Annotated in this window: 23 protein-coding genes and 1 pseudogene; 15 read left to right on the top strand and 9 right to left on the bottom strand. The window is 51.0% G+C overall.

What is annotated here, in order from left to right; genetic code table 11:
• Positions 1-13: 13 nt before the first annotated feature.
• The gene (gene patD, locus GBAG_RS09700; RefSeq protein ID WP_034495481.1) at positions 14-1,438 is read left to right on the top strand and encodes an aminobutyraldehyde dehydrogenase; all 1,425 of its coding nucleotides are present in this window, start codon (positions 14-16) and stop codon (positions 1,436-1,438) included.
• Between the two features lie 47 nt (positions 1,439-1,485).
• Here the strand turns inward: patD and GBAG_RS09695 are convergent, their stop codons facing one another.
• From GBAG_RS09695 to GBAG_RS09685, 3 genes are all read right to left on the bottom strand, one after another.
• Positions 1,486-1,950, bottom strand: a complete 465-nt coding sequence (locus GBAG_RS09695) for a YybH family protein (RefSeq protein WP_051873679.1) — start codon at positions 1,948-1,950, stop codon at positions 1,486-1,488.
• 136 nt (positions 1,951-2,086) lie between these two features.
• A complete protein-coding gene (locus GBAG_RS09690) occupies positions 2,087-3,223 on the bottom strand; it encodes an HlyD family secretion protein (protein ID WP_034495479.1) in 1,137 nt (378 codons plus the stop codon).
• 4 nt (positions 3,224-3,227) lie between these two features.
• Positions 3,228-3,557 carry a DUF3302 domain-containing protein gene (locus tag GBAG_RS09685; protein ID WP_034495476.1) on the bottom strand — a complete coding sequence of 110 codons (330 nt, stop codon included), beginning with the start codon at positions 3,555-3,557 and terminating at the stop codon, positions 3,228-3,230.
• 232 nt (positions 3,558-3,789) lie between these two features.
• Here GBAG_RS09685 and GBAG_RS22120 point away from each other — a divergent pair, with 232 nt between their 5' ends.
• Together GBAG_RS22120 and yqfB are read left to right on the top strand one after the other, a co-directional pair.
• Entirely contained in the window at positions 3,790-3,963 is a 174-nt protein-coding gene (locus tag GBAG_RS22120; RefSeq protein WP_072011164.1) for a GhoT/OrtT family toxin, read from the top strand.
• A gap of 45 nt (positions 3,964-4,008) precedes the next feature.
• Positions 4,009-4,338, top strand: coding sequence for a N(4)-acetylcytidine aminohydrolase (gene yqfB, locus GBAG_RS09680; RefSeq protein ID WP_034495473.1), 330 nt, complete (start codon positions 4,009-4,011; stop codon positions 4,336-4,338).
• 68 nt (positions 4,339-4,406) lie between these two features.
• Here the strand turns inward: yqfB and GBAG_RS09675 are convergent, their stop codons facing one another.
• Positions 4,407-4,634, bottom strand: coding sequence for an HP1242/YdcH family protein (locus GBAG_RS09675; RefSeq protein WP_034495470.1), 228 nt, complete (start codon positions 4,632-4,634; stop codon positions 4,407-4,409).
• 265 nt (positions 4,635-4,899) lie between these two features.
• Between GBAG_RS09675 and GBAG_RS09670 the strand changes: the two genes are divergently transcribed.
• The 3 genes from GBAG_RS09670 (at position 4,900) to tsr (ending at position 8,001) form a co-directional block, all read left to right on the top strand.
• Complete coding sequence (locus tag GBAG_RS09670; RefSeq protein ID WP_034495467.1) at positions 4,900-5,661, top strand: siderophore-interacting protein; 762 nt, start codon at positions 4,900-4,902, stop codon at positions 5,659-5,661.
• 10 nt (positions 5,662-5,671) lie between these two features.
• A complete protein-coding gene (locus GBAG_RS09665) occupies positions 5,672-6,250 on the top strand; it encodes a PadR family transcriptional regulator (RefSeq protein ID WP_081908397.1) in 579 nt (192 codons plus the stop codon).
• Positions 6,251-6,336: 86 nt separating this feature from the next.
• Entirely contained in the window at positions 6,337-8,001 is a 1,665-nt protein-coding gene (tsr, locus tag GBAG_RS09660) for a methyl-accepting chemotaxis protein (RefSeq protein ID WP_034495465.1), read from the top strand.
• 114 nt (positions 8,002-8,115) lie between these two features.
• Here the strand turns inward: tsr and GBAG_RS09655 are convergent, their stop codons facing one another.
• The 3 genes from GBAG_RS09655 to GBAG_RS09645 are packed head-to-tail and all read right to left on the bottom strand — an operon-like array spanning position 8,116 to position 9,778.
• On the bottom strand, positions 8,116-9,153 hold the full coding sequence (locus GBAG_RS09655) for a type II toxin-antitoxin system HipA family toxin (protein ID WP_034495463.1): 1,038 nt from the start codon (positions 9,151-9,153) through the stop codon (positions 8,116-8,118).
• Between the two features lie 2 nt (positions 9,154-9,155).
• Entirely contained in the window at positions 9,156-9,470 is a 315-nt protein-coding gene (locus tag GBAG_RS09650; protein WP_034495460.1) for a HipA N-terminal domain-containing protein, read from the bottom strand.
• A complete protein-coding gene (locus tag GBAG_RS09645) occupies positions 9,455-9,778 on the bottom strand; it encodes a helix-turn-helix domain-containing protein (RefSeq protein WP_051873678.1) in 324 nt (107 codons plus the stop codon). Before GBAG_RS09645 ends, GBAG_RS09650 begins: the two co-directional genes overlap by 16 nt.
• A 311-nt stretch (positions 9,779-10,089) precedes the next feature.
• Between GBAG_RS09645 and GBAG_RS09640 the strand changes: the two genes are divergently transcribed.
• From GBAG_RS09640 to GBAG_RS09605, 7 genes and pseudogenes are all read left to right on the top strand, one after another.
• Positions 10,090-11,112 carry an MsnO8 family LLM class oxidoreductase gene (locus GBAG_RS09640; protein ID WP_051873677.1) on the top strand — a complete coding sequence of 341 codons (1,023 nt, stop codon included), beginning with the start codon at positions 10,090-10,092 and terminating at the stop codon, positions 11,110-11,112.
• Positions 11,113-11,122: 10 nt separating this feature from the next.
• Positions 11,123-12,244, top strand: a complete 1,122-nt coding sequence (locus GBAG_RS09635; RefSeq protein WP_034495458.1) for an amidohydrolase — start codon at positions 11,123-11,125, stop codon at positions 12,242-12,244.
• Positions 12,245-12,261: 17 nt separating this feature from the next.
• Positions 12,262-14,553, top strand: a pseudogene (locus GBAG_RS22910) (NtaA/DmoA family FMN-dependent monooxygenase).
• Positions 14,554-14,563: 10 nt separating this feature from the next.
• The gene (locus tag GBAG_RS09620) at positions 14,564-15,070 is read left to right on the top strand and encodes a GNAT family N-acetyltransferase (protein ID WP_034495449.1); all 507 of its coding nucleotides are present in this window, start codon (positions 14,564-14,566) and stop codon (positions 15,068-15,070) included.
• A gap of 9 nt (positions 15,071-15,079) precedes the next feature.
• A complete protein-coding gene (locus tag GBAG_RS09615; RefSeq protein WP_051873676.1) occupies positions 15,080-16,030 on the top strand; it encodes an amino acid ABC transporter permease in 951 nt (316 codons plus the stop codon).
• Positions 16,014-16,793 (top strand): amino acid ABC transporter ATP-binding protein, encoded by a 780-nt coding sequence (locus tag GBAG_RS09610; RefSeq protein WP_034495446.1) that lies wholly within the window; start codon positions 16,014-16,016, stop codon positions 16,791-16,793. Before GBAG_RS09615 ends, GBAG_RS09610 begins: the two co-directional genes overlap by 17 nt.
• A 9-nt stretch (positions 16,794-16,802) precedes the next feature.
• Positions 16,803-17,699: an ABC transporter substrate-binding protein gene (locus GBAG_RS09605; RefSeq protein ID WP_034495443.1), complete on the top strand. Its 897-nt coding sequence runs from the start codon at positions 16,803-16,805 to the stop codon at positions 17,697-17,699.
• Here the strand turns inward: GBAG_RS09605 and GBAG_RS09600 are convergent, their stop codons facing one another.
• Positions 17,700-18,287, bottom strand: a complete 588-nt coding sequence (locus GBAG_RS09600; protein WP_034495441.1) for a TetR/AcrR family transcriptional regulator — start codon at positions 18,285-18,287, stop codon at positions 17,700-17,702. It lies immediately after the preceding gene.
• Between the two features lie 95 nt (positions 18,288-18,382).
• Between GBAG_RS09600 and GBAG_RS09595 the strand changes: the two genes are divergently transcribed.
• Positions 18,383-19,273, top strand: coding sequence for an ABC transporter six-transmembrane domain-containing protein (locus GBAG_RS09595; protein ID WP_034495438.1), 891 nt, complete (start codon positions 18,383-18,385; stop codon positions 19,271-19,273).
• Here GBAG_RS09595 and tyrP read toward each other — a convergent pair whose 3' ends face one another.
• Positions 19,274-20,485, bottom strand: a complete 1,212-nt coding sequence (gene tyrP / locus GBAG_RS09590; RefSeq protein WP_034495436.1) for a tyrosine transporter TyrP — start codon at positions 20,483-20,485, stop codon at positions 19,274-19,276.
• Positions 20,486-20,837: 352 nt separating this feature from the next.
• On the opposite strand from tyrP, the gene GBAG_RS09585 reads away from it, so the two are divergent.
• Complete coding sequence (locus GBAG_RS09585) at positions 20,838-21,311, top strand: DUF2846 domain-containing protein (RefSeq protein ID WP_034495433.1); 474 nt, start codon at positions 20,838-20,840, stop codon at positions 21,309-21,311.
• Positions 21,312-21,364: the final 53 nt, after the last annotated feature.

Raw genomic sequence — 21,364 nt, 5'->3', positions numbered from 1 at the left:
AAAGGGTATCACTATGCAAAGCCAACTCTTAATTAACGGCCAGTTAGTGAACGGCCTGGGTGAAAAATTGCCGGTCTACAATCCGGCAACGGGGGAAGTGCTGCTTGAAATTGCGGAAGCCACAACGGAGCAGGTAAACGATGCGGTGAATGCCGCAGAGTTTGCGTTTGCATCCTGGGGGCAAAGCACGCCGAAAGAGCGTGCCGAACATCTGCTCAAGCTGGCGGATGTTATCGAGCAAAACGGCGAAGCGTTTGCCCGTCTGGAATCGCAAAACTGCGGCAAGCCTTACCACTGCGTGTTAAATGATGAAATTCCGGCGGTCGTGGATGTCTTCCGTTTCTTCGCGGGAGCCAGCCGTTGCCTGAATGGCCTGGCCGCTGGGGAATATCTTAGCGGCCACACCTCGATGGTCCGCCGTGATCCGGTGGGGGTGGTGGCGTCTATCGCACCGTGGAACTACCCGCTCATGATGGCAGCGTGGAAACTTGGTCCGGCACTCGCCGCAGGCAACTGTGTGGTGATCAAACCGTCAGAAATTACGCCGCTCACCGCGCTGAAACTCGCTGAACTGGCGAAAGATATCTTCCCGGAGGGCGTACTGAACGTGCTGTTTGGACGTGGGCAAACCGTGGGTGATGTGCTGACCGGACATCCAAAAGTGCGCATGGTGTCGCTCACCGGATCGATTGCCACGGGCGAACATATCATCAGTCACACCGCGCCTTCGATTAAGCGCACCCATATGGAGCTGGGTGGCAAAGCGCCGGTTATTGTGTTTGATGATGCCGACTTAGATGCTGTCGTCGAAGGGGTTCGTACTTTTGGTTATTACAACGCCGGGCAAGATTGCACTGCCGCGTGTCGTATCTACGCTCAGAAAGGAATTTACGACAAACTGGTCGAGAAACTGGGTGAGGCGGTCAGCACGCTGAAATTTGGTGCGCCGGATGATGAGTCCACCGAACTTGGCCCACTGAGTTCCGCCGCCCATCTTGAGCGCGTCAGCAAAGCGGTGAATGCCGCCAAAGCCTTGGCGCACGTGAAAGTGGTGACGGGCGGGGCAAAAGTAGACGGGCCGGGATATTACTTCCAGCCGACGCTGCTTGCCGGTGCGAAACAGGAAGACGACATCGTGCAAAAAGAGGTGTTCGGCCCGGTTGTCAGCGTCACAACGTTTGACGATGAAGAGCAAGTTCTGGGCTGGGCCAACGACTCCAGTTATGGGCTGGCTTCATCAGTCTGGACGAAAGACGTGGGTCGCGCACATCGCCTGAGTGCGCGGTTGCAGTACGGTTGCACCTGGGTGAATACCCATTTCATGCTGGTGAGCGAAATGCCACACGGCGGGCAAAAGCTTTCGGGTTACGGTAAGGATATGTCGCTATTCGGGCTGGAAGATTACACCGTGATTCGGCATGTGATGATTAAGCACTAGCTTTTCGTGAAAGTGGATAGCGATTATCGCTATCCACTTTTATAAATTCACACGTAACCTAACTGCGTAAATAACGTTTTCAGGCTATTGAGAAGGACAGAGTGTTGCGCAAACGACCAGTTGGCATGGGCGATTTTCCATTGACCATCCGTCAGGCGATACACCTCGGTGCAGTTCCACAGCGGAATTTGATGTAATTCGTCATCATTTTTACTGCGAATGTGATTTTGCTGGTTGTAAGTCAGAATAGCGGTATTTGCCGATTCGTTGACGACGACATTAATATTTGACCATTCCGCCTTTTCTATCTGAACGCCTAAATAAGATTTATCGAAATACGCCCTCACTGCATTTTTATCAGTGAGCACGCCGGGTGTCATCGGGTCAACATACGTGACGTCATCATGGTAAATATCCAGATATCCGGAAACATCCCCTTTATTGAAACGCTCACTCGCTGCGCGTTCAATTTCTAATATCGTGCTGATAATCTGCTTATGTAGATGTTCCATTTACAAATCCCTGTATGATTTATTGCCACTCATCGTAATCTAAAAACAACTCAAATAAATGCCAGTTATTCACAGATCTTAATGAGCAAAACAAAATCAGAATTTGTTTAAAGCGTTTGCTTATAAGTTCTTAATATTAATGATCAAGATACAGATAGTGCATCCAACTGGTCATCCGCAGCAGGACTTTACGCATCACCGAAACGTGAGTGAAGTGGTCAGAGTAAACGGCGACCTGCGCAAAAATCCCATCCGGTAGAGCATCGACTTGCTGGTTTGGCTCAAGCTCAATAACTGCGAGAACTCCGTCACTGCCGGGTGTGAGCGTTAATGACTGCAATGTTCCTTGTGCCTGGTAACTGCCGCCAGGCACCACCGGGAGAATTGAAGTGAGTTTTCCACGGAAAACCTGGCCGGGAAGAGCGTTAAACACCACTTCAGCTTCATCACCCGCTTCCAGGCGTAACAGGGAGTTTTGCCTGAACTGCGCAATTATTTGTCGTTTTTGTTGCGGTATAAACACCATCACCGGGCGTAATGGCAGGGCGGCTGCATAAGTGCCGGGGCGAATTAGCACTTGTGTTACGTACCCGTCGCTAGGGGCGCGAATCACTGTCTGGCTGAGATTATATTTGGCTTCAGCAAGCTGGGCGCGCAGGCTGACAATCTGCGATTGTTCGCCATTCACCATGCTGTCTAACTGGCTTTTAATTTGCGATTGTTCAGCAAGCGAACCTTTCACCAGCGCATCCTGAGCCAGGTAATTCTGCCGGGCATTATCAATATCGCTTTCAGAGAACGGGTTTACTCGCGCCTGACTGCCGCGCAAGTAACGTTGGTAATCTTTATATAATCTATCGCGCTCTGCGCTGACTCGCGTGGTATTCGCAATGGCTTCATCGAGTTCACCTTTAAGCGACTGGGTGCTGTGAATTGCCGTGGTTAAATCAGCCTGGAGTCTATCCACTCGCGTTTGGTAGCGGGTGGGATCTAATTTAAACAGCACTTCTCCTTTTTTAATCATCATATTTTGTTTATCAGTCACTTCACTCACCACACCGGTGACTTGCGGAGTAAGTGGAATAGAAATGACCGCTTTTTGCGCTAAATAAGTATAAGGATGGTTGTAGTTCATTAACAAAATAAGCGCGCCAATTAAAAATACGCCGCCGAGGGCAGCCGTTGGCACTGTCCATTTATTTACCGGTATTTTAAATATTTTGAAAATTGACCAGGCAATAGCAACATATGTCAGGATAATGAGCAAATCCATGATGTTACTCCGATGGCGGTATTATTTTATTGTCGCCTAACTTTTGCTCCAGCTCAGAAACCCTTTGCTGCAACGAAGCCAGTGTAGCGTCGGGGTTTTGTTGCATACCCCAACCTCTTTCAGGTCGGTAAAGAGTGGCCCAAATCCACAAAAACGGCCAGATAACATGCAGCGTAAACAAACTCACCCAGCCAGCCACATGAATAGCATCGGCATGGGGATGATTACGAGCTTTCGCAATAAGATATGGAATATCGTGAAGAATAATGATCCCGTAAAAAATAATCAGGAAAACGAAAATAAGCACTCCGAGCGCAAAATAGTTAAGAAACATAGCGGCCTCGATTCATAGAACGACGGTTCTTCATTAAAGATAGACGCTATAAAACCAGGCGGTAGGGAATTATAAAAAATCTTACTCGTTATCATTAAGTTCTCCCCATTAAGAGGGATGACACGTGCTTTTCCTTGATTGCTTTGAAGCCCAGCAGGGTCGCTAAAACTTGATCTGAGTCATAAAAAACGGCATATTTCGCAACATAATTTTTCAAAGCCCTTAATTATTCATGACTACTTATCAACATATGTTGGTTTTTTACGCTGTAATGTCGTTAATCACCGCTTTTATCACATGGTTTTTGGCTCGCGATACCAAACGCATTAAACTGTTAAGCTCTGTGCTGGTGGGCGCAACGTGGCCGATGAGTTTTCCAGTCGCGTTGATGTTTTCTCTTTTCTAAAACCCGTCATATACATGGCTTAGGGTTTAGCCGAACAGGTATTCCATGAACGACATAACATTTTTCCAACGCTTTGAGAGTGATATCGTTGCCGGGCGCAAAACCATTACGCTGCGCGATGTTTCGGAGTCGCACTTCATCCCAGGTCAACAGTTGCGCGTCGGGCGTTATGAAGATGACGTTTACTTTTGTACCATTGAAGTGGTGAGCGTGACCCCTGTAGCGCTTGAAAAGCTGACCGACGAGCACGCGCGTCAGGAAAATATGACGCTGCCGGAACTCAAAGAAGTGATTGGTGAAATTTACCCCGGTTTGACGGAGCTTTACGCGATTGTTTTTAGATTGCTGACAAAGAGCGATAAACGGGTTTTGTAGGGTGGATAAGCGCTAGCGTCATCCACCTTTAGTGTGAATAGTGTCGGATGACGCTTTGCTTATCCGACCTATGAAGAGGTTGGCTGACTGGCCTTCTTCAACATCTGATACAACTCATCTTTTAGCCGCAACTTTTCTTTTTTCATCTGCACAACCTTTTCGTTGCATCCCGTTCCTTGCGGTCCTCCCTTGCGTAAAATCTCGTCGTCGAGTTGATTGTGCTTGTCAAACAAGCTGAGGAAACGCGGGTTAGCGGATTTTAGTTCGTTGATCAATTCACGGTACTCAGGAAACATGACATACCTCCTGGACTTGGGTGGGTGAATGGAATGTCGGTTGGCACTTGCTGCCATAGCCAGTGTAGGCACTCCTTAAGGCAAATTGAAAGCACCGCTTCGTAAGGGTTTGTCAATTTGCGACCCATCTTGTGAGTTCACTATTCTGATTATATTTTCGCCACTTTATACCTTGCATAAAAGCAAAAATTGACAACGACAATCTCATTATCGTGTGCTAAAACATATCTATGATATATCTTAAACACCGAAAAATGAGAATCCAATGACCTTACAAACCAAACCCAATCTCCCGCAGCGCGTAAAAAACGAACTCAAATTCCGCGAGCTAACCGTTAAAAATAAAGAAACTATTGCCGGCTGTTTTCACCGCATTGTGTTTACAAGCCCCGAGCTGGCTGGCTTTTCCTCACAGGGTTTTGATGACCACGTAAAAGTCTTCTTCCCACCTGAAAACGGTGACTTCGCACGTCCATCCGTGACTGACGACGGGATTGTCTGGGGGGAAGGCGCTCGCCCCATTTCCCGGGACTACACGCCGCTGCATTTTGATGCGACGCGTAATGAACTGACGCTGGATTTCTATATTCACGATGGTGGCGTTGCCAGCCTGTGGGCGGAAACCGCACAAGCAGGCGATACGCTGCTGATTGGCGGGCCAAGAGGTTCGCTGGTTATTCCCGTTGATTACGCTTTCCAGCTTTATGTTTGTGATGAAAGTGGCTTGCCTGCGGTGCGCCGTCGATTGGCTTCGCTGGCGCAGCACATTTCCCCGCGGGTGCTGGTTAACAGCCACCACCCGGATACTCACGATTACCTCAGTGAGTTTGAACACGCACATATCGAGTGGCTTGATACCGAATCTATCACCAGACGCATCAGTGAACTTGAATTCCCATCCAGCGACTATTTCATCTGGATAACCGGTGAAGGGCGCGATGTGAAACAACTGAGCGATGAACTGCTGGAAAACCGAGGGCTGGACGGGGATTACGTCCGCGCTGTGGCTTACTGGCATAACAAATAAGGATACCAATATGAGAATCCATCATCTTCACCACGGCTTTTGTGCCAGACATGAACGCCACGAAAGACACGGCCTGCACGGCGGTCACCACGAACACGGCGGCATGGAAGGCAAAGCACGCATGCGCCGCGAACGTCTGTTTGATGCCAGCGACATTCGTTTGCTGATCCTGCATTTCCTTTCAGGTAACTCAGCCCACGGTTACGAGCTGATTAAGTCCATCGAAGCGACGGCTAAAGGTGAATACGTACCAAGCCCTGGAATTATCTACCCGAACCTTTCGTTACTGGAGGAGATGGGATTTATCGCTGCGGTGCAGGGCGACAGCAGTAAAAAAGCCTGGATGTTAACCGAAGAGGGTCAGGCTGAACTCGCGCAACAACAGGAACATCTTGGGCATATCATTGCGAAGCTCGAATCGTTAGGCGTGCTGGGTGACAACCGCCGTTTACCTGAGATTCAGCGCGCGATTCATAACTTCAAAATGGCGCTCAATACCAAACTTGGCCAGAGCGATTTACCCAAAGAGACGCTGTATAAAATCATCGACACCCTGGATCAGGCCGCGAAAGATATCGAGCGGAGTTAATTTCGTCCATTCTCGACAATGAAGCATAAAGATTCGCCCAAATCTGCCGAAACTATATGCTTCTGTTGCCATGAGAATAAAAAAGCATGTTAAATCGTATAAAAGTTGTTACCAGCCTACTATTTGTGCTGGGTTTATTTGGAATTTTACAAATGACGTCCGGCGGGTTGTTCTTCAACGCGCTGAAAAACGACAAAGAAAACTTCACTGTGCTGCAAACGATTCGCCAGCAACAGTCGACGCTCAACGGTAGCTGGGTGGCGTTATTGCAAACCCGCAACACGCTTAACCGTGCCGGCATCCGTCATATGATGGACACCAACAATATCGGCAGCGGTGCGACGGTCAATGAGCTGATGCTGATTGCCAGCCAGTCACTCAAGCAGGCCGAAAAAGAGTGGGCCGCGTATGAAGTGCTGCCACGCGATCCGCGCCAGAGCGAAGAGTCCATCAATGAAATCAAGCGTAACTATGCGATTTATCATGGTGCGCTGGCCGAGCTGATTCAGTTGCTGGGCGCGGGTAAAATTAATGAATTCTTCGACCAGCCGACGCAGAAGTATCAGGACGGGTTTGAGAAAGAGTACGTTAACTATCTGCAACAAAACGACCATTTGTATCAGGAAGCGGTTGACGACAATAACCAGTCTTACTCACAGGCCATCTGGATCCTGGTTGTCATTCTGGCGCTGGTTGTCGCGGCCATTGTCACCGTGTGGTTGGGTATCAAGAAAACGCTTATCGAACCGCTTCATCGCTTGATTGATAACATCCGCCACATTGCGGATGGCGATTTGGTGCACACCATTGATGTGCATGGCACCAATGAAATGGGCCAGTTGGCGGCAAGTCTGCGACACATGCAGTCAGAGCTTGTGAGCACCGTTAGCGAAGTTCGTAACGGCGCACATGCGATTTATAGCGGTGCCAGCGAAATCTCTATCGGTAATAACGACCTGTCTTCCCGTACCGAGCAACAAGCCGCTTCGCTTGAAGAGACGGCTGCCAGCATGGAACAGCTGACCGCGACCGTTAAGCAGAACGCCGAAAACGCCCGCCAGGCAAGCCAGTTGGCGTTGAGCGCGTCAGAAACCGCGCAGAAGGGCGGAAAAGTGGTGGATAACGTGGTGCGTACCATGAATGACATCGCTGGCAGCTCGAAGAAAATTGCCGACATTACCAGTGTGATTGATGGTATCGCTTTCCAGACCAATATCCTGGCGCTGAACGCCGCTGTTGAAGCAGCGCGTGCCGGTGAACAAGGCCGAGGTTTTGCGGTGGTGGCGGGTGAAGTGCGCAACCTGGCGCAACGCAGCGCGCAAGCGGCGAAAGAGATCAAAGGCCTGATTGAAGATTCCGTCAATAAAGTGGATACCGGTTCAACGCTGGTTGAAAGCGCGGGCGAAACCATGGGTGAAATCGTCAATGCGGTCACGCGGGTGACGGATATCATGGGCGAAATCGCATCGGCATCGGATGAGCAAAGCCGGGGTATCGACCAGGTCGGTCTGGCGGTGTCTGAGATGGACCGCGTAACCCAGCAAAACGCTGCCCTTGTTGAGGAATCTGCTGCCGCTGCTTCTGCACTGGAAGATCAGGCGAGCCGTTTGACTCAGGCTGTTGCCGTGTTCCGTATTGGTCAGGAAGCCAAAAAGGAGTCCCGTCAGGTTGAGCCAAAACTGACTGTCGCTCCGGTGATGAATCGTAAAGCCGCTGTCAGCGATTCAAACGAGAACTGGGAAACCTTCTGATTTTCGTGATGTAAATGTCATTGGTGGATGACGCATTCGCTTATCCACCTTACAAATTTGAAATCGTCGGTCGGGTAAGCGTAGCGTCACCCGACTCTTTTTCACCCTTCAGTTTCACAACGGTGCTTCATCCAGGCGCATCAACCTGTCCAGCCGCTGATGGTAACAACGCAGCGTGGCGTCAATCGCCTCGGGTGGCATAAACGAATCACGATATACCGCTTCCACAATACGGCTCTCTTTTTGCAAATCACTCAATAACTTCACGATAAGTTTGTCGGTCAATCCTATCGCCAGGCCGAGTTCCCGGAAATCCATACCAAGATATTCACCATATGCAGTTTTAAAACCTGGTGCTAGCTCGCGGTCGCCTTCCTCGCAACTCAGTAACGGCAGCGCCATAAACCCTGAGCTAAAAATGGCCGGATAGGGCGCAACCGAGACAAAATCGTAAACCGGCGATAATGTCGGCTCGCCGATACGCGGGTGTATCAGCCCGAAATTGCGACGATGCATATCGTTATTGCCCAGCAGATACGCGTAAGCAATGCGCCGGAACAGGTCGATTTTAAAGGCGAGGTTGCTGTTCACATGTTGCGTCAGAAACTCGGCTAATTGCTGATAGCTGACGTTCTGTTTGCCGTCACTGCCGGTTTTACCGTACTTTTCGCCGACATTCATCGCCGCATCCAGTTGCTCCTGGTGGATCGCGGCCCCAGTTTGAATGTCTCTGTCAAAGCGGCGGATCACAAAGGCCAGTTCTGGCGTGGCTTGGTTGTCTTCACGCGCAAAACTCACCAGCCCATGAGGCGGCACGTCAAATCCCAGCCGCGACATAAGCGTCATGGTGGCGTGTTCGTTTTCCGCCAGATAGGGGAATTCTGCCGGAGACGGTTTAAGAATGTATTCGCCCTGGTGTTCGACCACGGCAAATTCACCGTCGCGCACCACCATTTGCAGTTTAGGCTGATAGCCGGAGATGCTCATTCCGCGCTGGGCTTTGGGCAATTCATGAATAAATTCATTGCGCGTAAAACTTAGCTGCGGGTTCACTTTGCCGGAGCCAGTCAGGTGCTTCAGCCCTTTGGTTGAATAGCCGGACTCCTGCTCTTTAGCCTGCACCAGCGGCGTCAAAAGAATATGGCAACGCATCGTTAATCCTCCTGCATGCTGACCAGTTGCACCGCACCAATCAGGTTTTTACCGTTGTCGATAAGCATCCCGAGAAGGTCATGCTCGTCGCGCTGCTGTAATTGGCTGTAGCGCATTTTCAGCCAGCCTTCCGGTGCCAGCGAGGCAAAAAAGGGTGGCAGTGTCGGGCTTTGAAAATGACCCACACGCACCGGTAAACTGAGCGACAGCGGCGGGCCGATATAATCGGCGCGATAGCTAAACGCAAAACCGCCGTCGTCCTGGCGCAGCTCACCCACCGGCTCACCGTATAACCAGACCTCTACACGGCGGCGCATAATTTCACACCCAGTGCATTGGCAACGCGTAATACCGTGCCAAATTTGACCTGTTCCGGATCTTTAAACAGGCGTTTGAGCGTGGATGCCGATACTCCGGTTTGCAGCTCAAGTGTTGCCAGGTCGATGTCGAGTTCTTTGCGGCGCTGGTTGAGTTGCACCCCGAGTTGGGCTGATTCACTAATAACGTGTTCGCTTACCGCCAGGTCTGATTCTTGTGCCCGCAGGATCACCGCTTTTTTAACGTCATTCAATAATTCGCCCATAGCATGCAGTTTGTCTGCAAGCGTGGTGGTGTCGTAGTTCATATTTGACCCCAATCGTATTTTTTATTTTATAAATGGTTATTTATGACCCATGAAAACAGAAATGTATCATAAATGGTCTTTTTGTTCTCAATTAAATCAAATTGGGTCAATTAAGGTCTTTTCAGACATTAGCAGGTCATAAAAAGTCTTATCACTATTTTTAATTTTAAATATAGACCATATATGAGCTTGAAGGCGGGGTATAAAACGGCTTATCCAGATTCTGGATAACCAAATGTAAATTAATTGTTTCACTCAGGTAACGCGAATCCCTATTAATGAAGGTATGTTAATCAACACGAGTTTGTTGCATGTCTTATCGAATCAGTTTGTTGGATAAAATCCCGGTCGCACAGGATGACACGCCTGCTGAGGCTTTGAAGCACACGTTGCATCTGGCACAACAGGCCGAAACCTGGGGCTATCACCGCTTCTGGATTGCCGAGCACCATAACACCACCCGGCTGGCAAGCCCTTCGCCGGAATTGCTTATTGCATGGATCATCGGGCAAACAAATCGTATTCGTGTCGGTTCCGGCGGGGTGATGTTGCAACACTACAGCCCGTATAAAGTGGCCGAAAACTTCAACTTACTGGCGAACCTGGCGCCGGGACGCATTGATCTCGGGGTTGGTAAAGCGCCTGGCGGTTTACCGCTTTCGACCAAAGCGTTGCAGCGCGGCGTGCAGGATAAAGCCTCATTTGCCGATCAACTCGCCCAGCTTGATAACTGGCTTTCTTTGCCTGCCGCGCAAGATGACGAAGAAACCCTGCGTGCCACGCCGGTTCCCGCTCGTAGCGCAGACCGTTTCTTGTTAGGTGCAAGCCTTGAAAGTGCGACGCTTGCCGCAAACCTGAACTGGAATTTTGTCTACGCCGCCCATCTGAATGGCGACAAAGCCCTGATGCGCGAAGTGTTGAGTTCATGGCGCAGCCGCAGTTCGCTCGACACGATAGTCGCGGTGCAGGTAATAGTCGCCGCTGACGCTGAAAAAGCGGATCAACTGGCCAGTCTTGTTGAGATCTGGAGTGTTGAGCTGGAAAACAGCCAGCGCGTCAGTGTGGCCAGTGAAGTGCAGGCCCACGCTTTTGCTCGCCAGGCCGGGAGTGCCATCAAAAAAATCGAACGCCGGGAACCTTCACTGCTAAAAGGCACCGCGGAGACGGTTCACGCCGGGCTTGCAGCATTAAGCAAAGAATTTGGTATCGACGAATTTATTATTGATACCCCGATTGCCGACCCAACTGCTCGTCTTCAATCGCTGCGTTTGTTAGCTGGCGTTCAACCTGCCATATCGCACCTCGATTTTGCTGCACAGCATGATGCCTGGTAAGGGGACGCAGATGACATTTGGACAGCAGCTTATCGACTGGCGGCGTGAACTCCACCAGAACCCGGAACTGTCGGGGGAAGAGGTGGCAACAACCGCGCGGATACGCCACTGGCTGGAATCTGCTGGCATACGGTTATTGCCTTACTCACTGGCGACCGGCGTGGTGGCAGAAATCGGGCAGGGCGAGAAAGTGATCGCGCTGCGTGCGGATATTGACGCGCTACCGATTCAAGAAACCAGCGGCGTTGCGTTCAGTTCACATAATGAAGGGGTGATGCACGCGTGTGGGCATGACGTTCACAGTAGCGTGATCCTCGGCGCCGCATTGTTATTAAAAGCGCGGGAATCGCAACTGGCCGGGCGCGTGCGCCTGTTATTCCAACCCGCGGAAGAAAACTTTACCGGCGCGAAAGCGTTGATTAAAGCCGGGGCGCTGGAAAACGTGACCGCGATTTTCGGCATGCACAATGAACCGGGTTTACCGGTAGGCACCTTTGCCACCCGAGGCGGCGCGTTTTACGCCAACGTTGACCGTTTTGTTTTGCGGGTGCAGGGCAAAGGTGCGCACGCGGCCCGTCCACATCAGGGGAATGATGCCATTGTGCTCGCCAGCCAGTTGGTGATTGCCCTGCAAACCATTGCCAGCCGTAATATCGACACGCTGGATTCAGTGGTCGTCAGCGTCACACGCATTCAGGGAGGGAATACCTGGAATGTGTTGCCTGAACACGTCGAACTCGAAGGAACCGTGCGTACCCATAACGCCGATGTTCAACGTCACGTTGAGAAACGAATCAGTGAGATTGCAGCCGGTTTAGCCAGTGCGTTTGGCGCACACATAGAAGTGGAATGGTTTAACGGGCCAATAACATTGCTCAACGATGAACAATGGGCGGCTTTTGCGATGCAGGTCGCACAAGATTTTGGATATCAGACCCAAACCTCTGAACTGCATATGGGCGGCGAGGACTTCGCGGTTTATTTGCAAAACATTCCCGGCGCATTTGTCAGCATTGGCAGCGCCAGCGCATACGGTTTACACCATTCGGCATTTAATCCGGATGAAGCATTAATAGAAGATGCAGCAAGATATTTCGCCACACTTGCTGAACAGGCGCTACTGGTCAATTAACTATTTGGAGAACCACCATGTCAAACAACAGACAATTGCGCCTGGGCACCATATTACATGGCGCGTCCGGGAATATGTCGGCCTGGCGTCACCCGGCAGCTATTGCGGATGCCAGTATTAATTTTGAGTTTGTCAAAGAGACAGCATTAAAAGCCGAAGCCGGGAAGCTGGATTTTTTATTTGTCGCGGACGGTTTATATATTAACGAAAAATCTATTCCGCATTTTCTGAATAGATTCGAGCCGCTCACGGTGCTGTCGGCATTAGCCAGCGTGACCACACATTTAGGGCTGGTCGGTACGCTGTCCACCTCTTACAGCGAACCTTTTACCGTCGCACGCCAGTTCGCAAGCCTGGACCATTTAAGCAAAGGCCGCGCGGGATGGAACGTGGTGACTTCGCCGCTGGAAGGTTCGGCGAAGAACTTCTCTCGTGAGATACACCCGGAACACGCGCTGCGTTATCGCATTGCGGATGAATATCTCGATGTGGTGAAAGGGCTGTGGGATTCCTGGGAAGAAGATGCATTTATTCGTGATAAAGAAAGCGGGCAGTTTTTTGATGCGAATAAATTACACACCTTAAATCATCACGGCGATTTCTTTAAAGTAGCAGGGCCGCTGAATATTTCTCGCACCCCACAAGGTCGCCCAATTGTATTTCAGGCAGGGGCTTCTGATGATGGTAAAAAATTAGCCGCGCGCCATGCAGATGCTATTTTCACCCATCATGAAACCCTTGAAGAAGCGCAGCATTTTTATCGTGACGTGAAAGGCCAACTGGCAAATCACGGGCGCTCGCCTGAGGATCTGCATATCTTCCAGGGTGTGAGCGTGATTGTCGGTAAAGATGCCGCCGACGTTGAAAACCAATATCAAACCACCGCCGCGCTGGTTTCTATTAATGATGCTCTGAATTACCTCGGTCGCTATTTTGAACATCATGATTTCAGCCAGTATCCGCTGGATGAAGCGTTCCCGGATATCGGGGATTTGGGGCAGAACAGTTTCCGTAGCACCACGGATGAAATCAAACGTAATGCCCGCGAGCGCAATCTGACATTACGCCAGGTGGCGCTGGAAGCGGCGTCGCCTCGTCCGCGCTTTTCTGGCACCGCGCAACAGGTGGCAGACGGATTACAACAGTGGTTTGAGAGCCATGCCGCAGACGGTTTTATCATTCAGGGCGGCACGCCGGACACCTTCCCACGCTTTGTGGATGAAGTGGTTCCGGTCCTGCAAGCCCGCGGGTTGTTCCGCACCGAATATCCGGGTACCACGCTGCGTGAAAGCCTCGGGCTGGCGAGTCCGGTTAATCAATATTTGTGAAATCGTCATCCGACAAAAACATCAAAATAATAAAGAGAACCTGTTATGAACAAAACATCGCTAATTCTGGCTATCGCTCTGGCACTGTCATCGGCACAAACCTTCGCACAGGAGGTCACGATCAACGGCACTGGCGTCAGCCTGGAAGCAAATAAAACGCCTGTTAATACCGCCGTGAATCCGGCTGCGGTGGCACAACTGCCTAAAGACTATCGCTTTGCGGTGCCGGGGAAATTTACCGTGGCGGTTGCGGCACTCAATTCGCCGCCGCTGACGGTGTTTGCCGAAGACAACAAAACGCTGCTGGGGAGTGAAGTGGATATTGCCCGCCTGGTGGCAGACAGCTTAGGGCTTGAGCTTAACGTGGTGCCGACCTCCTGGGAGGACTGGCCGCTGGGCGTGACATCAGGGAAATACGATGCGGCAATCAGCAATATTACCGTCACCAAAGATCGCAAACAGAAATTCGACTTTGCGACTTACCGTAAAGATTCGCTCGGGTTCTACGTGAAAGCCAATAGCCCGATTAAGAAGATTGAGAAAGCAGAAGATATTGCCGGGCTGCGCATTATCGTCGGCTCAGGCACCAACCAGGAATCTATTTTGCTGGCGTGGAACGCAGAGAACCTGAAAAAAGGACTTAAACCTTTCACGCCGGTTTACACCAAAGACGATGCCGCACAAACCCTCGCGTTGCAGTCTGGTCGCGCCGATGCCTTCTTTGGACCGAACGTAACCGGTGCCTGGAAAGCAGCGTTGACCCAGAAAACACAATTAGTCGGCGTGGTGGATGGTGGCTGGCCGAAAGCGGCGCATATTGCTGTCACGCTCAAGAAAGGCAGTGGCCTGGTTGACCCGGTGCAAACCGCACTCAACGGCGTCATCAAGAATGGCGATTACAACAAAGTGCTGAACCGCTGGGGAGAAGGCGTCGAGCAAATCCCGGCATCTGAAATCAACCCGGCAGGCCTTGGCGATTAAGGAGACGAACATGAGTGAACAATTTCGTGATGTTTCTCCGGAAGCACCAGAACTCCAGCCTATTATCGCCGGGCTGTTTGGCGAATATGAAGCGCGTTACGGGGACTACTTTTCCCGTGATGCGGAAGTGGAATTAACCGAATGGTATCTGGCGCCTCAAGGGTTGTTCATCGTGCTTGAACGTGACGGCGAGATTATCGCTACCGGCGCGTATAAGCCTTTCGATGAAGTTACCGCCGAGATAAAACGTATCTGGACGCATCCCGAATTACGTCAGCAAGGGCTTGCCCAGCGCATGATGCGGGAGCTGGAAAACAGGGCGCTGCTTGCCGGTTACAGCCATCTTTATCTCACCACCGGCTTTCGCCAGCCGGAAGCGGTGAAGCTGTATCTGAGCCTTGATTACCAATCGCAGTTTGATATCTACCGCGACCGGGAAGAATACAGCGTGGCTCCTTTCGACGGGCGCTTACGGTTTACCAAACAGCTAACCGTTGCGCAGCTGAAAACGGCCTGAGGAATCATCATGACAACACCTTCAAATACACCTTCAAACACCCCATCAACTATCAAAGTGGTTCCGGCGCGTTATCCGTGGCGCACTTTCGGGGCGATTGTCGCCCTGTTTGTGTTGGCGATTGTGGTTCAGTCGGTGGCGTTTAACCCGCGCTGGGAATGGAGCGTGTTTGCCCGCTGGTTCTTTGATCCGGTGATTCTGGAAGGGCTGGCGCAAACATTGCTGCTGACGCTGATTGGCACCGCGCTGAGTGTCGTATTTGGGGGATTGCTGGCGCTGGCCAGGCTCTCATCATCATGGCTATTGAATAGTCTGGCGTGGGGTTATATCTGGCTGTTTCGCTCACTGCCGCTGATTGTGGTGCTGATCATCCTCTATAACTTCTCCTATTTGTACGACACACTTTCGATTGGTATTCCGTTCACCCAAATCAGTTGGGGAAGCTATCAGACCATTAACGTGCTCGGCCAGTTTTCAACGGCGGTTGTTGGGCTAACTTTAGTGCAAAGCGCGTATACGGCGGAGATTATTCGCGGCGGATTTCTCGGCGTCGATCACGGGCAATATGAAGCAGCTGCGGCGTTAGGGCTTCCGGCATGGCGACGTACGGTGCGCATTATTCTGCCGCAGGCGTTACGGACCATTTTACCGTCCGGTTTCAATGAAATTATCAGCCTCGCTAAAGGGACGGCGATGGTTTATGTGCTGGCGATGCCGGAGTTGTTCTACACCATTCAGATGATTTACAACCGCACCCAGGAAGTGATCCCGCTGCTGATGGTCGGCGCGGTCTGGTATCTGGTTATCACAAGCGTACTGTCTTTGATTCAGCATCTGGTCGAACGTTGGCTGGCTCGCAGTGAACGCCGCTCGGCTATCAATCAACAAAGTCCGGCCCGCCTGGCACCACGCCAGCCCGTACTGCAAACTCAGGAGGCCGCCCATGCTCCAGTCCCATAATCCAACCGGCCATATTTCGATTACTGGCGTCAGTAAATATTTTGGCCGCCATAAAGCGCTGGATAATATTTCCCTCGAGCTGGAACCGGGTTCAGTCACGGTGATCCTTGGGCCGTCAGGTTCCGGTAAATCCACCTTATTGCGGGCCATTAACCACCTGGAACGTGTTGATGAAGGTTTTATCCAGATTGACGGCGATTACATAGGCTACCGTCAGTCCGGGGACAAACTGTATGAGCTGAAAGAAAAAGAGATCCTGCGCCAGCGCGTCAACGTTGGTTACGTATTCCAGAACTTCAATTTGTTCCCGCATCTCACGGTGCTGGAAAACCTGATTGAAGCGCCGATTGCCCATAAGCAACTCAATCGCAAAGCGGCGGTTGAACAGGCGTATCAACTGCTGGATGTGGTGGGGCTGCGTAATAAAGCAGACGCCTGGTCACGGCATCTTTCCGGCGGGCAGCAGCAACGTATCGCCATTGCCCGCGCTCTGGCGCTGCGCCCGCGCGTGATGTTGTTTGATGAGCCCACCTCGGCGCTTGACCCTGAACTGGTGGGCGAAGTGTTGGACGTCATCAAAAAGCTCGCGCGTTCCGGTACTACGCTGGTGGTCGTGACCCATGAAATCGGTTTTGCCCGGGAAGTGGCGGATAACGTGGTGTTTATGGTGGATGGCAAAATTGTTGAGCAAGGTAGCAGCGACGAAGTGCTTAACCATCCGCAACATTCGCGAACGCGTCAGTTTTTATCGAAAGTTCTTTAAGGAGCAGGCATGAAATTTGTCCCACTGGCGCTGATTGTTTTGAGTACCGCGAGCTTTGCTCAGGGAAGTCTGGATCTGAACGCGAATGAACAGCCGATACATACGGCTAAAGATCCGATTGCTATCGGTAAAATTCCGCAGAACTATCAATTTGTTGAACCGGGAACGCTGACGGTGGCAATTTCCGCCCTCAATTCGCCACCGCTTGCGATGCTGGCGAGCGATAACCGCACCCGGATCGGCAGCGATCCGGATATCGCCCGTTTGCTGGCCGATAGCCTCGGGCTGAAACTCAAACTGGTGCCGACCGCCTGGGAAGACTGGCCGCTGGGGATTACGTCCGGGCGATATGATGTTGCCCTGGTGAATATCGCGGTGACAGAGCAGCGTAAAACGAAGTTTGATTTTGCGACCTATCGCGTAGATTTCCTGGCGTTTTCGGTGAAATCGGACAGTCCGATTCAAAAAATTGCAGGCCCGGAAGATGTTGCCGGGTTACGGATTATTTTGGGTTCTGGCACGAATCAGGAAAAGATCCTGTTAGGTTGGAATGAGCAAAATGAACGTGAAGGGCGCAAACCGGCCCAGCCGATTTACCTGACGGATGACGCTTCAGGGAATCTGTATATTCAGGCTGGCCGGGCAGATGCAACGTTTGGCCCGCAAAGTGTGGTCGCCTATAAAGCGGCGTTAACCGGGAAAACACGCGTTGTGGGGCTTGGGCCTAAAAAAGCGTATGTCGCCACTACCACCAAAAAAGGCAACGGGCTGGTTTATGCCTTACAAGCCGCGCTTGATGGTGCGGTGAAACGTGGCGAATATCAGCAGGTTCTCGACCGTTGGGGAGAAAAGGGCGAAGAAGTCGCGGCGTCTGAGGTGAATCCGCCCGGCATTACTTATCCTTGATTAACGCTTAACAACGAGCAAAACCTGCTCAATAAAACCATAAATATCTTCCAGCGCCTGATCTCTGGCCAGCGGGGCGCTGTCGATGATCAGTTGATCCGAGTACCCGTTCAGCAACGCACCAAGCTGGCGGGTCACTCGCCAGACATCGGTCTGGCGAAATACGCCGCTTTCAATGCCTGCGCGAATGATATTCGCCAGCAACGCATCCCACTTTTCAGTCAGCGTTAGCGCAAAGTCGGCATACACCTTGTTATGCACCGCGAGACGCCACAACGAGCCATACAGCTCCCAAACTGCGTCGGCGCGGTCGGGTAAATAGTCTTCGATAAAAATCTTCAATCCCTGCTCAGGCGGCAGCGCGCAAGACTTTTGGCTAAACGTTTCCAGCTCTGCATACATGAAACGCGAAAATGCTTCGAGACACAGCGTCTGCCAGTCGGGGAAATAGTGATAAATATGGCTGCGGGCGATGCCGACTTGCTCGGTTAATTCACGCGTGGTGACTTTTTCCACCCCTTTTTCAGTGAACAGCACGATCGCGGCATCGAGAATATTCTCTTTCAGAACAGATGCTTTTTCTTTCATCACAGTACCCTGGTTGACTTTGAGCAAGTGCTCAAATAGACTCTTTTCATTCTTTGAGCAACCGCTCAAGAATAACAACTAAAGAAATTAAAGTCATGGAAACCTCACAAGCCGCGCAGCTTCAGCCTTCACGCGGTGCATTAAAAACCATCAAAAAACTCGCAAAACTCCACAGTAAAAAATTAGTCATTACTCTGATGCTGGTGGTCGCCGAAAACATCATTTACCTGCTTTACCCGCTGATGGCCGGTTTTGCTATTAACGCCATTATCAAAGGCAAGCCGCTTCATGCATTGCTGTATGCGCTGGTGGTCTTTGTGATGTGGGCGATTGGCGCGGCACGCCGCAGCATGGACACCCGCACCTTTGCCAGAATTTATGCGGAACTGGCCGTGCCGGTGATTGTGGCGCAGCGTAAAGATGCGCATAGCCATTCGACTATCGCTGCGCGTGTGACGTTGTCACGTGAATTCGTCAATTTCTTCGAGACACACCTGCCGCTGCTGATTACTTCCGTGGCATCAATAATCGGTGCCGTGGTGATGCTGCTGACGATAGAGTTCTGGGCCGGGGTGGCGTGTCTGGCGGTGCTGATTTTCTTCTCGCTGTTTCTACCGAGCTATACACGCAAAAACGAAATGCTGTATGAAAAGCTCAATGACAGACTGGAGAAAGAGGTCGGGTTCGTGGGCACAGCCAGTGAAAATACGCTAAACAAGCATTACGACTTTTTAGCCCGCGTGCGTATTCGCCTGTCTGACCGTGAAGCATTCGGTTATTTATCAATAGGTATTGCCGCCGCGTTCCTGTTTGCCACGACCATCTTTCTGATGACCGCGAAAGGCGTCGGGAACGCCGGGCATATTTATTCCGTCATGACGTACATGTGGATGTTCGCCATGAGTCTTGATGACGGCCCATCTCTGCTGGAAAAATACTCCCAGCTTAAAGAGATAGGCAAACGGGTGAATACCGGACTGGTGTAATTAACCGACTTCCGGTAATGCGCCGCTGGCGATCAGCGCCTGAATCACAATCACAGCGATACCGCAGGCGAACACCAGAATCAGCAACGGTTTTCCGCCAGCCACACGGTAAACCGTTTCCGTTTGCACCTGGCGGCTTTTCCAGACCAGCAAAGATGGGATAATCAATGCCAGAATTGCCAGTGCCACACCGGCATAACCCAGCGCCATCACAAACCCTTGCGGATAGAACAGCGCGAATACCAGCGGTGGCACAAAGGTCATCAGCCCGGTTTGCATGCGCCCGGACGCCTTGCGGTTGCGGTTAAACAGGTCGCCCAGGTAATCAAACAGCCCTAGCGAAACCCCAAGGAACGACGTCGCCAGTGCCAGATCGGCGAACAGATGCACCGCCAGTTCGACGTGCGGCGAGGCCACCACTTCACGCACCGCCTGCAACAAACCATTTAGCCCTGAATGGCTGGCTAACAGCCCGCTGAATACACCCGAGTCAATCGCGCCCAGTGTGGCGATTTGCCAGAAGATATAGGCGACTAACGGAATGGCGCTGCCGATGATAAACACCCAGCGCAGTTTGCGCAGGTTGCCATCGAGATAACTGACAATACTCGGCACGCTGCCGTGGAAACCAAACGAAGTGAAAATCACTGGAATCGCCGAAAGCGCGAGGCCTTTTTCCAGCGGCAACGTCAGCAAATTAGTGTGGTGGATGTGCGGCATCATCAGCGCCAGCATCACCACTAACATGACTATTTTTGCGCTGAACAACACGCGGTTGAACATATCCACCATGTGCGTGCCGATGCAGACAATCCCTCCGGCAACAATCGTGAACAGCAAAACCCCGCTCGTCACTGAAATATCGGTAGAAAACCACTGGCTAAGGCTTGCCGATAATAGCTCCCCCGCGCCGCTGATATATGCCGCCGTCAGGGCATACATCAGGAACAACATGCTAAAGCCGGTCAGCCATTGCCCAGGTTTCCCCAGGTAGCGGCGGGCAAGGGTGCCAAGCCCGGTGTCGGCGGATACATGTTGATAAACTTCCACCAACAGCAGCGCGGTGTAACACATCAACCCCCACAGGCCGACCAGTAAAAGCAATGTGACGCCAAAACCTACGCCCGCAGAAGCCAGTGGCATTGCCAACATTCCTGCGCCAATGGTGGTTCCGGCGACGATAAAGATACTGCCAAGAGTGCGATTCTTCACGCTTCCCTCTGAATTTACGCTTGTAATAACGAGATTATGCCGCGCAGGGTAAGGGATTGTGGTGAGGTCGTCAAATGAGGGTTACAGAGTGTGTAATTTTATATTTACGATCTTACTCATTGTTTATTGTACCTGGAAGATTCTCGGGGAAATTTAAGTTAAGGAACGAATGAAATAGACATCCCTACCATTATTAGTACTTATCCTATTGATTGCTTGACGTTTTATTCATCATTAGAGACATTACTCCGTCTTAAATTATTGAGTGTGAGCAAGTATCTTTCAGATGCTTGCGTCTTTTTTGCGCTCACAAAATAAAAAACACACAGTTGATATAAAAGGATTTGCGCGAATGAAAACTAAAAACTTATTTCTCTCTGCCTCTGTTTTAGCCGCGTTACTGCTCAGTGGATGTGCTAGCGTCCCTTTGGCTCCAGAGCAAGAATCAATTAATGCCAAAACATTCCCCGCGCCAGAGCAAAATAAAGCTGGACTATATATTTATCGCGATAGCTTTGCGGGTAAATCACTTAAAAAAGATGTGTATGTCGATGGTAAATGCGTGGGTGAAACTGCGGACAGAACGTTCTTCTATACACAAGTAACAGGCAATCAGACTCACAAGATTTCTACTGAGTCCGAATTCTCGCCAAATGATCTGTCGTTATTCATGCAAGCAGGTAAAAACTACTTCATCAGACAATATATAAAGATGGGGGCATTTGTCGGTGGTGCAGGTTTGAGCGAATCTTCAGAAACCGAAGGTAAGCGCGTAGTTTCCAAACCAGAAGTGAAGATGGCTCAACAAGGCCATTGCGATAATTAAGTCGATACCTCATAAAACGCTGTCTCAGCCATAACTGAGACAGCGGTAGCTAA

This window comes from Buttiauxella agrestis ATCC 33320, assembly GCF_000735355.1.
GTDB classification, from domain to species: Bacteria; Pseudomonadota; Gammaproteobacteria; order Enterobacterales; family Enterobacteriaceae; genus Buttiauxella; species Buttiauxella agrestis.
Note: the sequence above shows the minus strand (reverse complement) of the source record. Positions and strands in the feature narration are given on the sequence as shown.

Coding starts and splice junctions, on each gene's coding strand:
- GBAG_RS09615 (WP_051873676.1), top strand. CDS start 15,080: ATGACAACACCTTCAAATACACCTTCAAACACCCCATCAACTATCAAA.
- GBAG_RS09675 (WP_034495470.1), bottom strand. CDS start 4,634: ATGTTTCCTGAGTACCGTGAATTGATCAACGAACTAAAATCCGCTAAC.
- GBAG_RS09690 (WP_034495479.1), bottom strand. CDS start 3,223: ATGGATTTGCTCATTATCCTGACATATGTTGCTATTGCCTGGTCAATT.
- GBAG_RS09605 (WP_034495443.1), top strand. CDS start 16,803: ATGAAATTTGTCCCACTGGCGCTGATTGTTTTGAGTACCGCGAGCTTT.
- GBAG_RS09585 (WP_034495433.1), top strand. CDS start 20,838: ATGAAAACTAAAAACTTATTTCTCTCTGCCTCTGTTTTAGCCGCGTTA.
- GBAG_RS09655 (WP_034495463.1), bottom strand. CDS start 9,153: ATGCGTTGCCATATTCTTTTGACGCCGCTGGTGCAGGCTAAAGAGCAG.
- GBAG_RS09595 (WP_034495438.1), top strand. CDS start 18,383: ATGGAAACCTCACAAGCCGCGCAGCTTCAGCCTTCACGCGGTGCATTA.
- GBAG_RS09610 (WP_034495446.1), top strand. CDS start 16,014: ATGCTCCAGTCCCATAATCCAACCGGCCATATTTCGATTACTGGCGTC.
- patD (WP_034495481.1), top strand. CDS start 14: ATGCAAAGCCAACTCTTAATTAACGGCCAGTTAGTGAACGGCCTGGGT.
- GBAG_RS09640 (WP_051873677.1), top strand. CDS start 10,090: ATGTCTTATCGAATCAGTTTGTTGGATAAAATCCCGGTCGCACAGGAT.
- tsr (WP_034495465.1), top strand. CDS start 6,337: ATGTTAAATCGTATAAAAGTTGTTACCAGCCTACTATTTGTGCTGGGT.
- GBAG_RS09670 (WP_034495467.1), top strand. CDS start 4,900: ATGACCTTACAAACCAAACCCAATCTCCCGCAGCGCGTAAAAAACGAA.
- GBAG_RS22120 (WP_072011164.1), top strand. CDS start 3,790: ATGACTACTTATCAACATATGTTGGTTTTTTACGCTGTAATGTCGTTA.
- GBAG_RS09600 (WP_034495441.1), bottom strand. CDS start 18,287: ATGAAAGAAAAAGCATCTGTTCTGAAAGAGAATATTCTCGATGCCGCG.
- GBAG_RS09620 (WP_034495449.1), top strand. CDS start 14,564: ATGAGTGAACAATTTCGTGATGTTTCTCCGGAAGCACCAGAACTCCAG.
- GBAG_RS09685 (WP_034495476.1), bottom strand. CDS start 3,557: ATGTTTCTTAACTATTTTGCGCTCGGAGTGCTTATTTTCGTTTTCCTG.
- GBAG_RS09665 (WP_081908397.1), top strand. CDS start 5,672: ATGAGAATCCATCATCTTCACCACGGCTTTTGTGCCAGACATGAACGC.
- GBAG_RS09635 (WP_034495458.1), top strand. CDS start 11,123: ATGACATTTGGACAGCAGCTTATCGACTGGCGGCGTGAACTCCACCAG.
- GBAG_RS09695 (WP_051873679.1), bottom strand. CDS start 1,950: ATGGAACATCTACATAAGCAGATTATCAGCACGATATTAGAAATTGAA.
- GBAG_RS09650 (WP_034495460.1), bottom strand. CDS start 9,470: ATGCGCCGCCGTGTAGAGGTCTGGTTATACGGTGAGCCGGTGGGTGAG.
- GBAG_RS09645 (WP_051873678.1), bottom strand. CDS start 9,778: ATGAACTACGACACCACCACGCTTGCAGACAAACTGCATGCTATGGGC.
- yqfB (WP_034495473.1), top strand. CDS start 4,009: ATGAACGACATAACATTTTTCCAACGCTTTGAGAGTGATATCGTTGCC.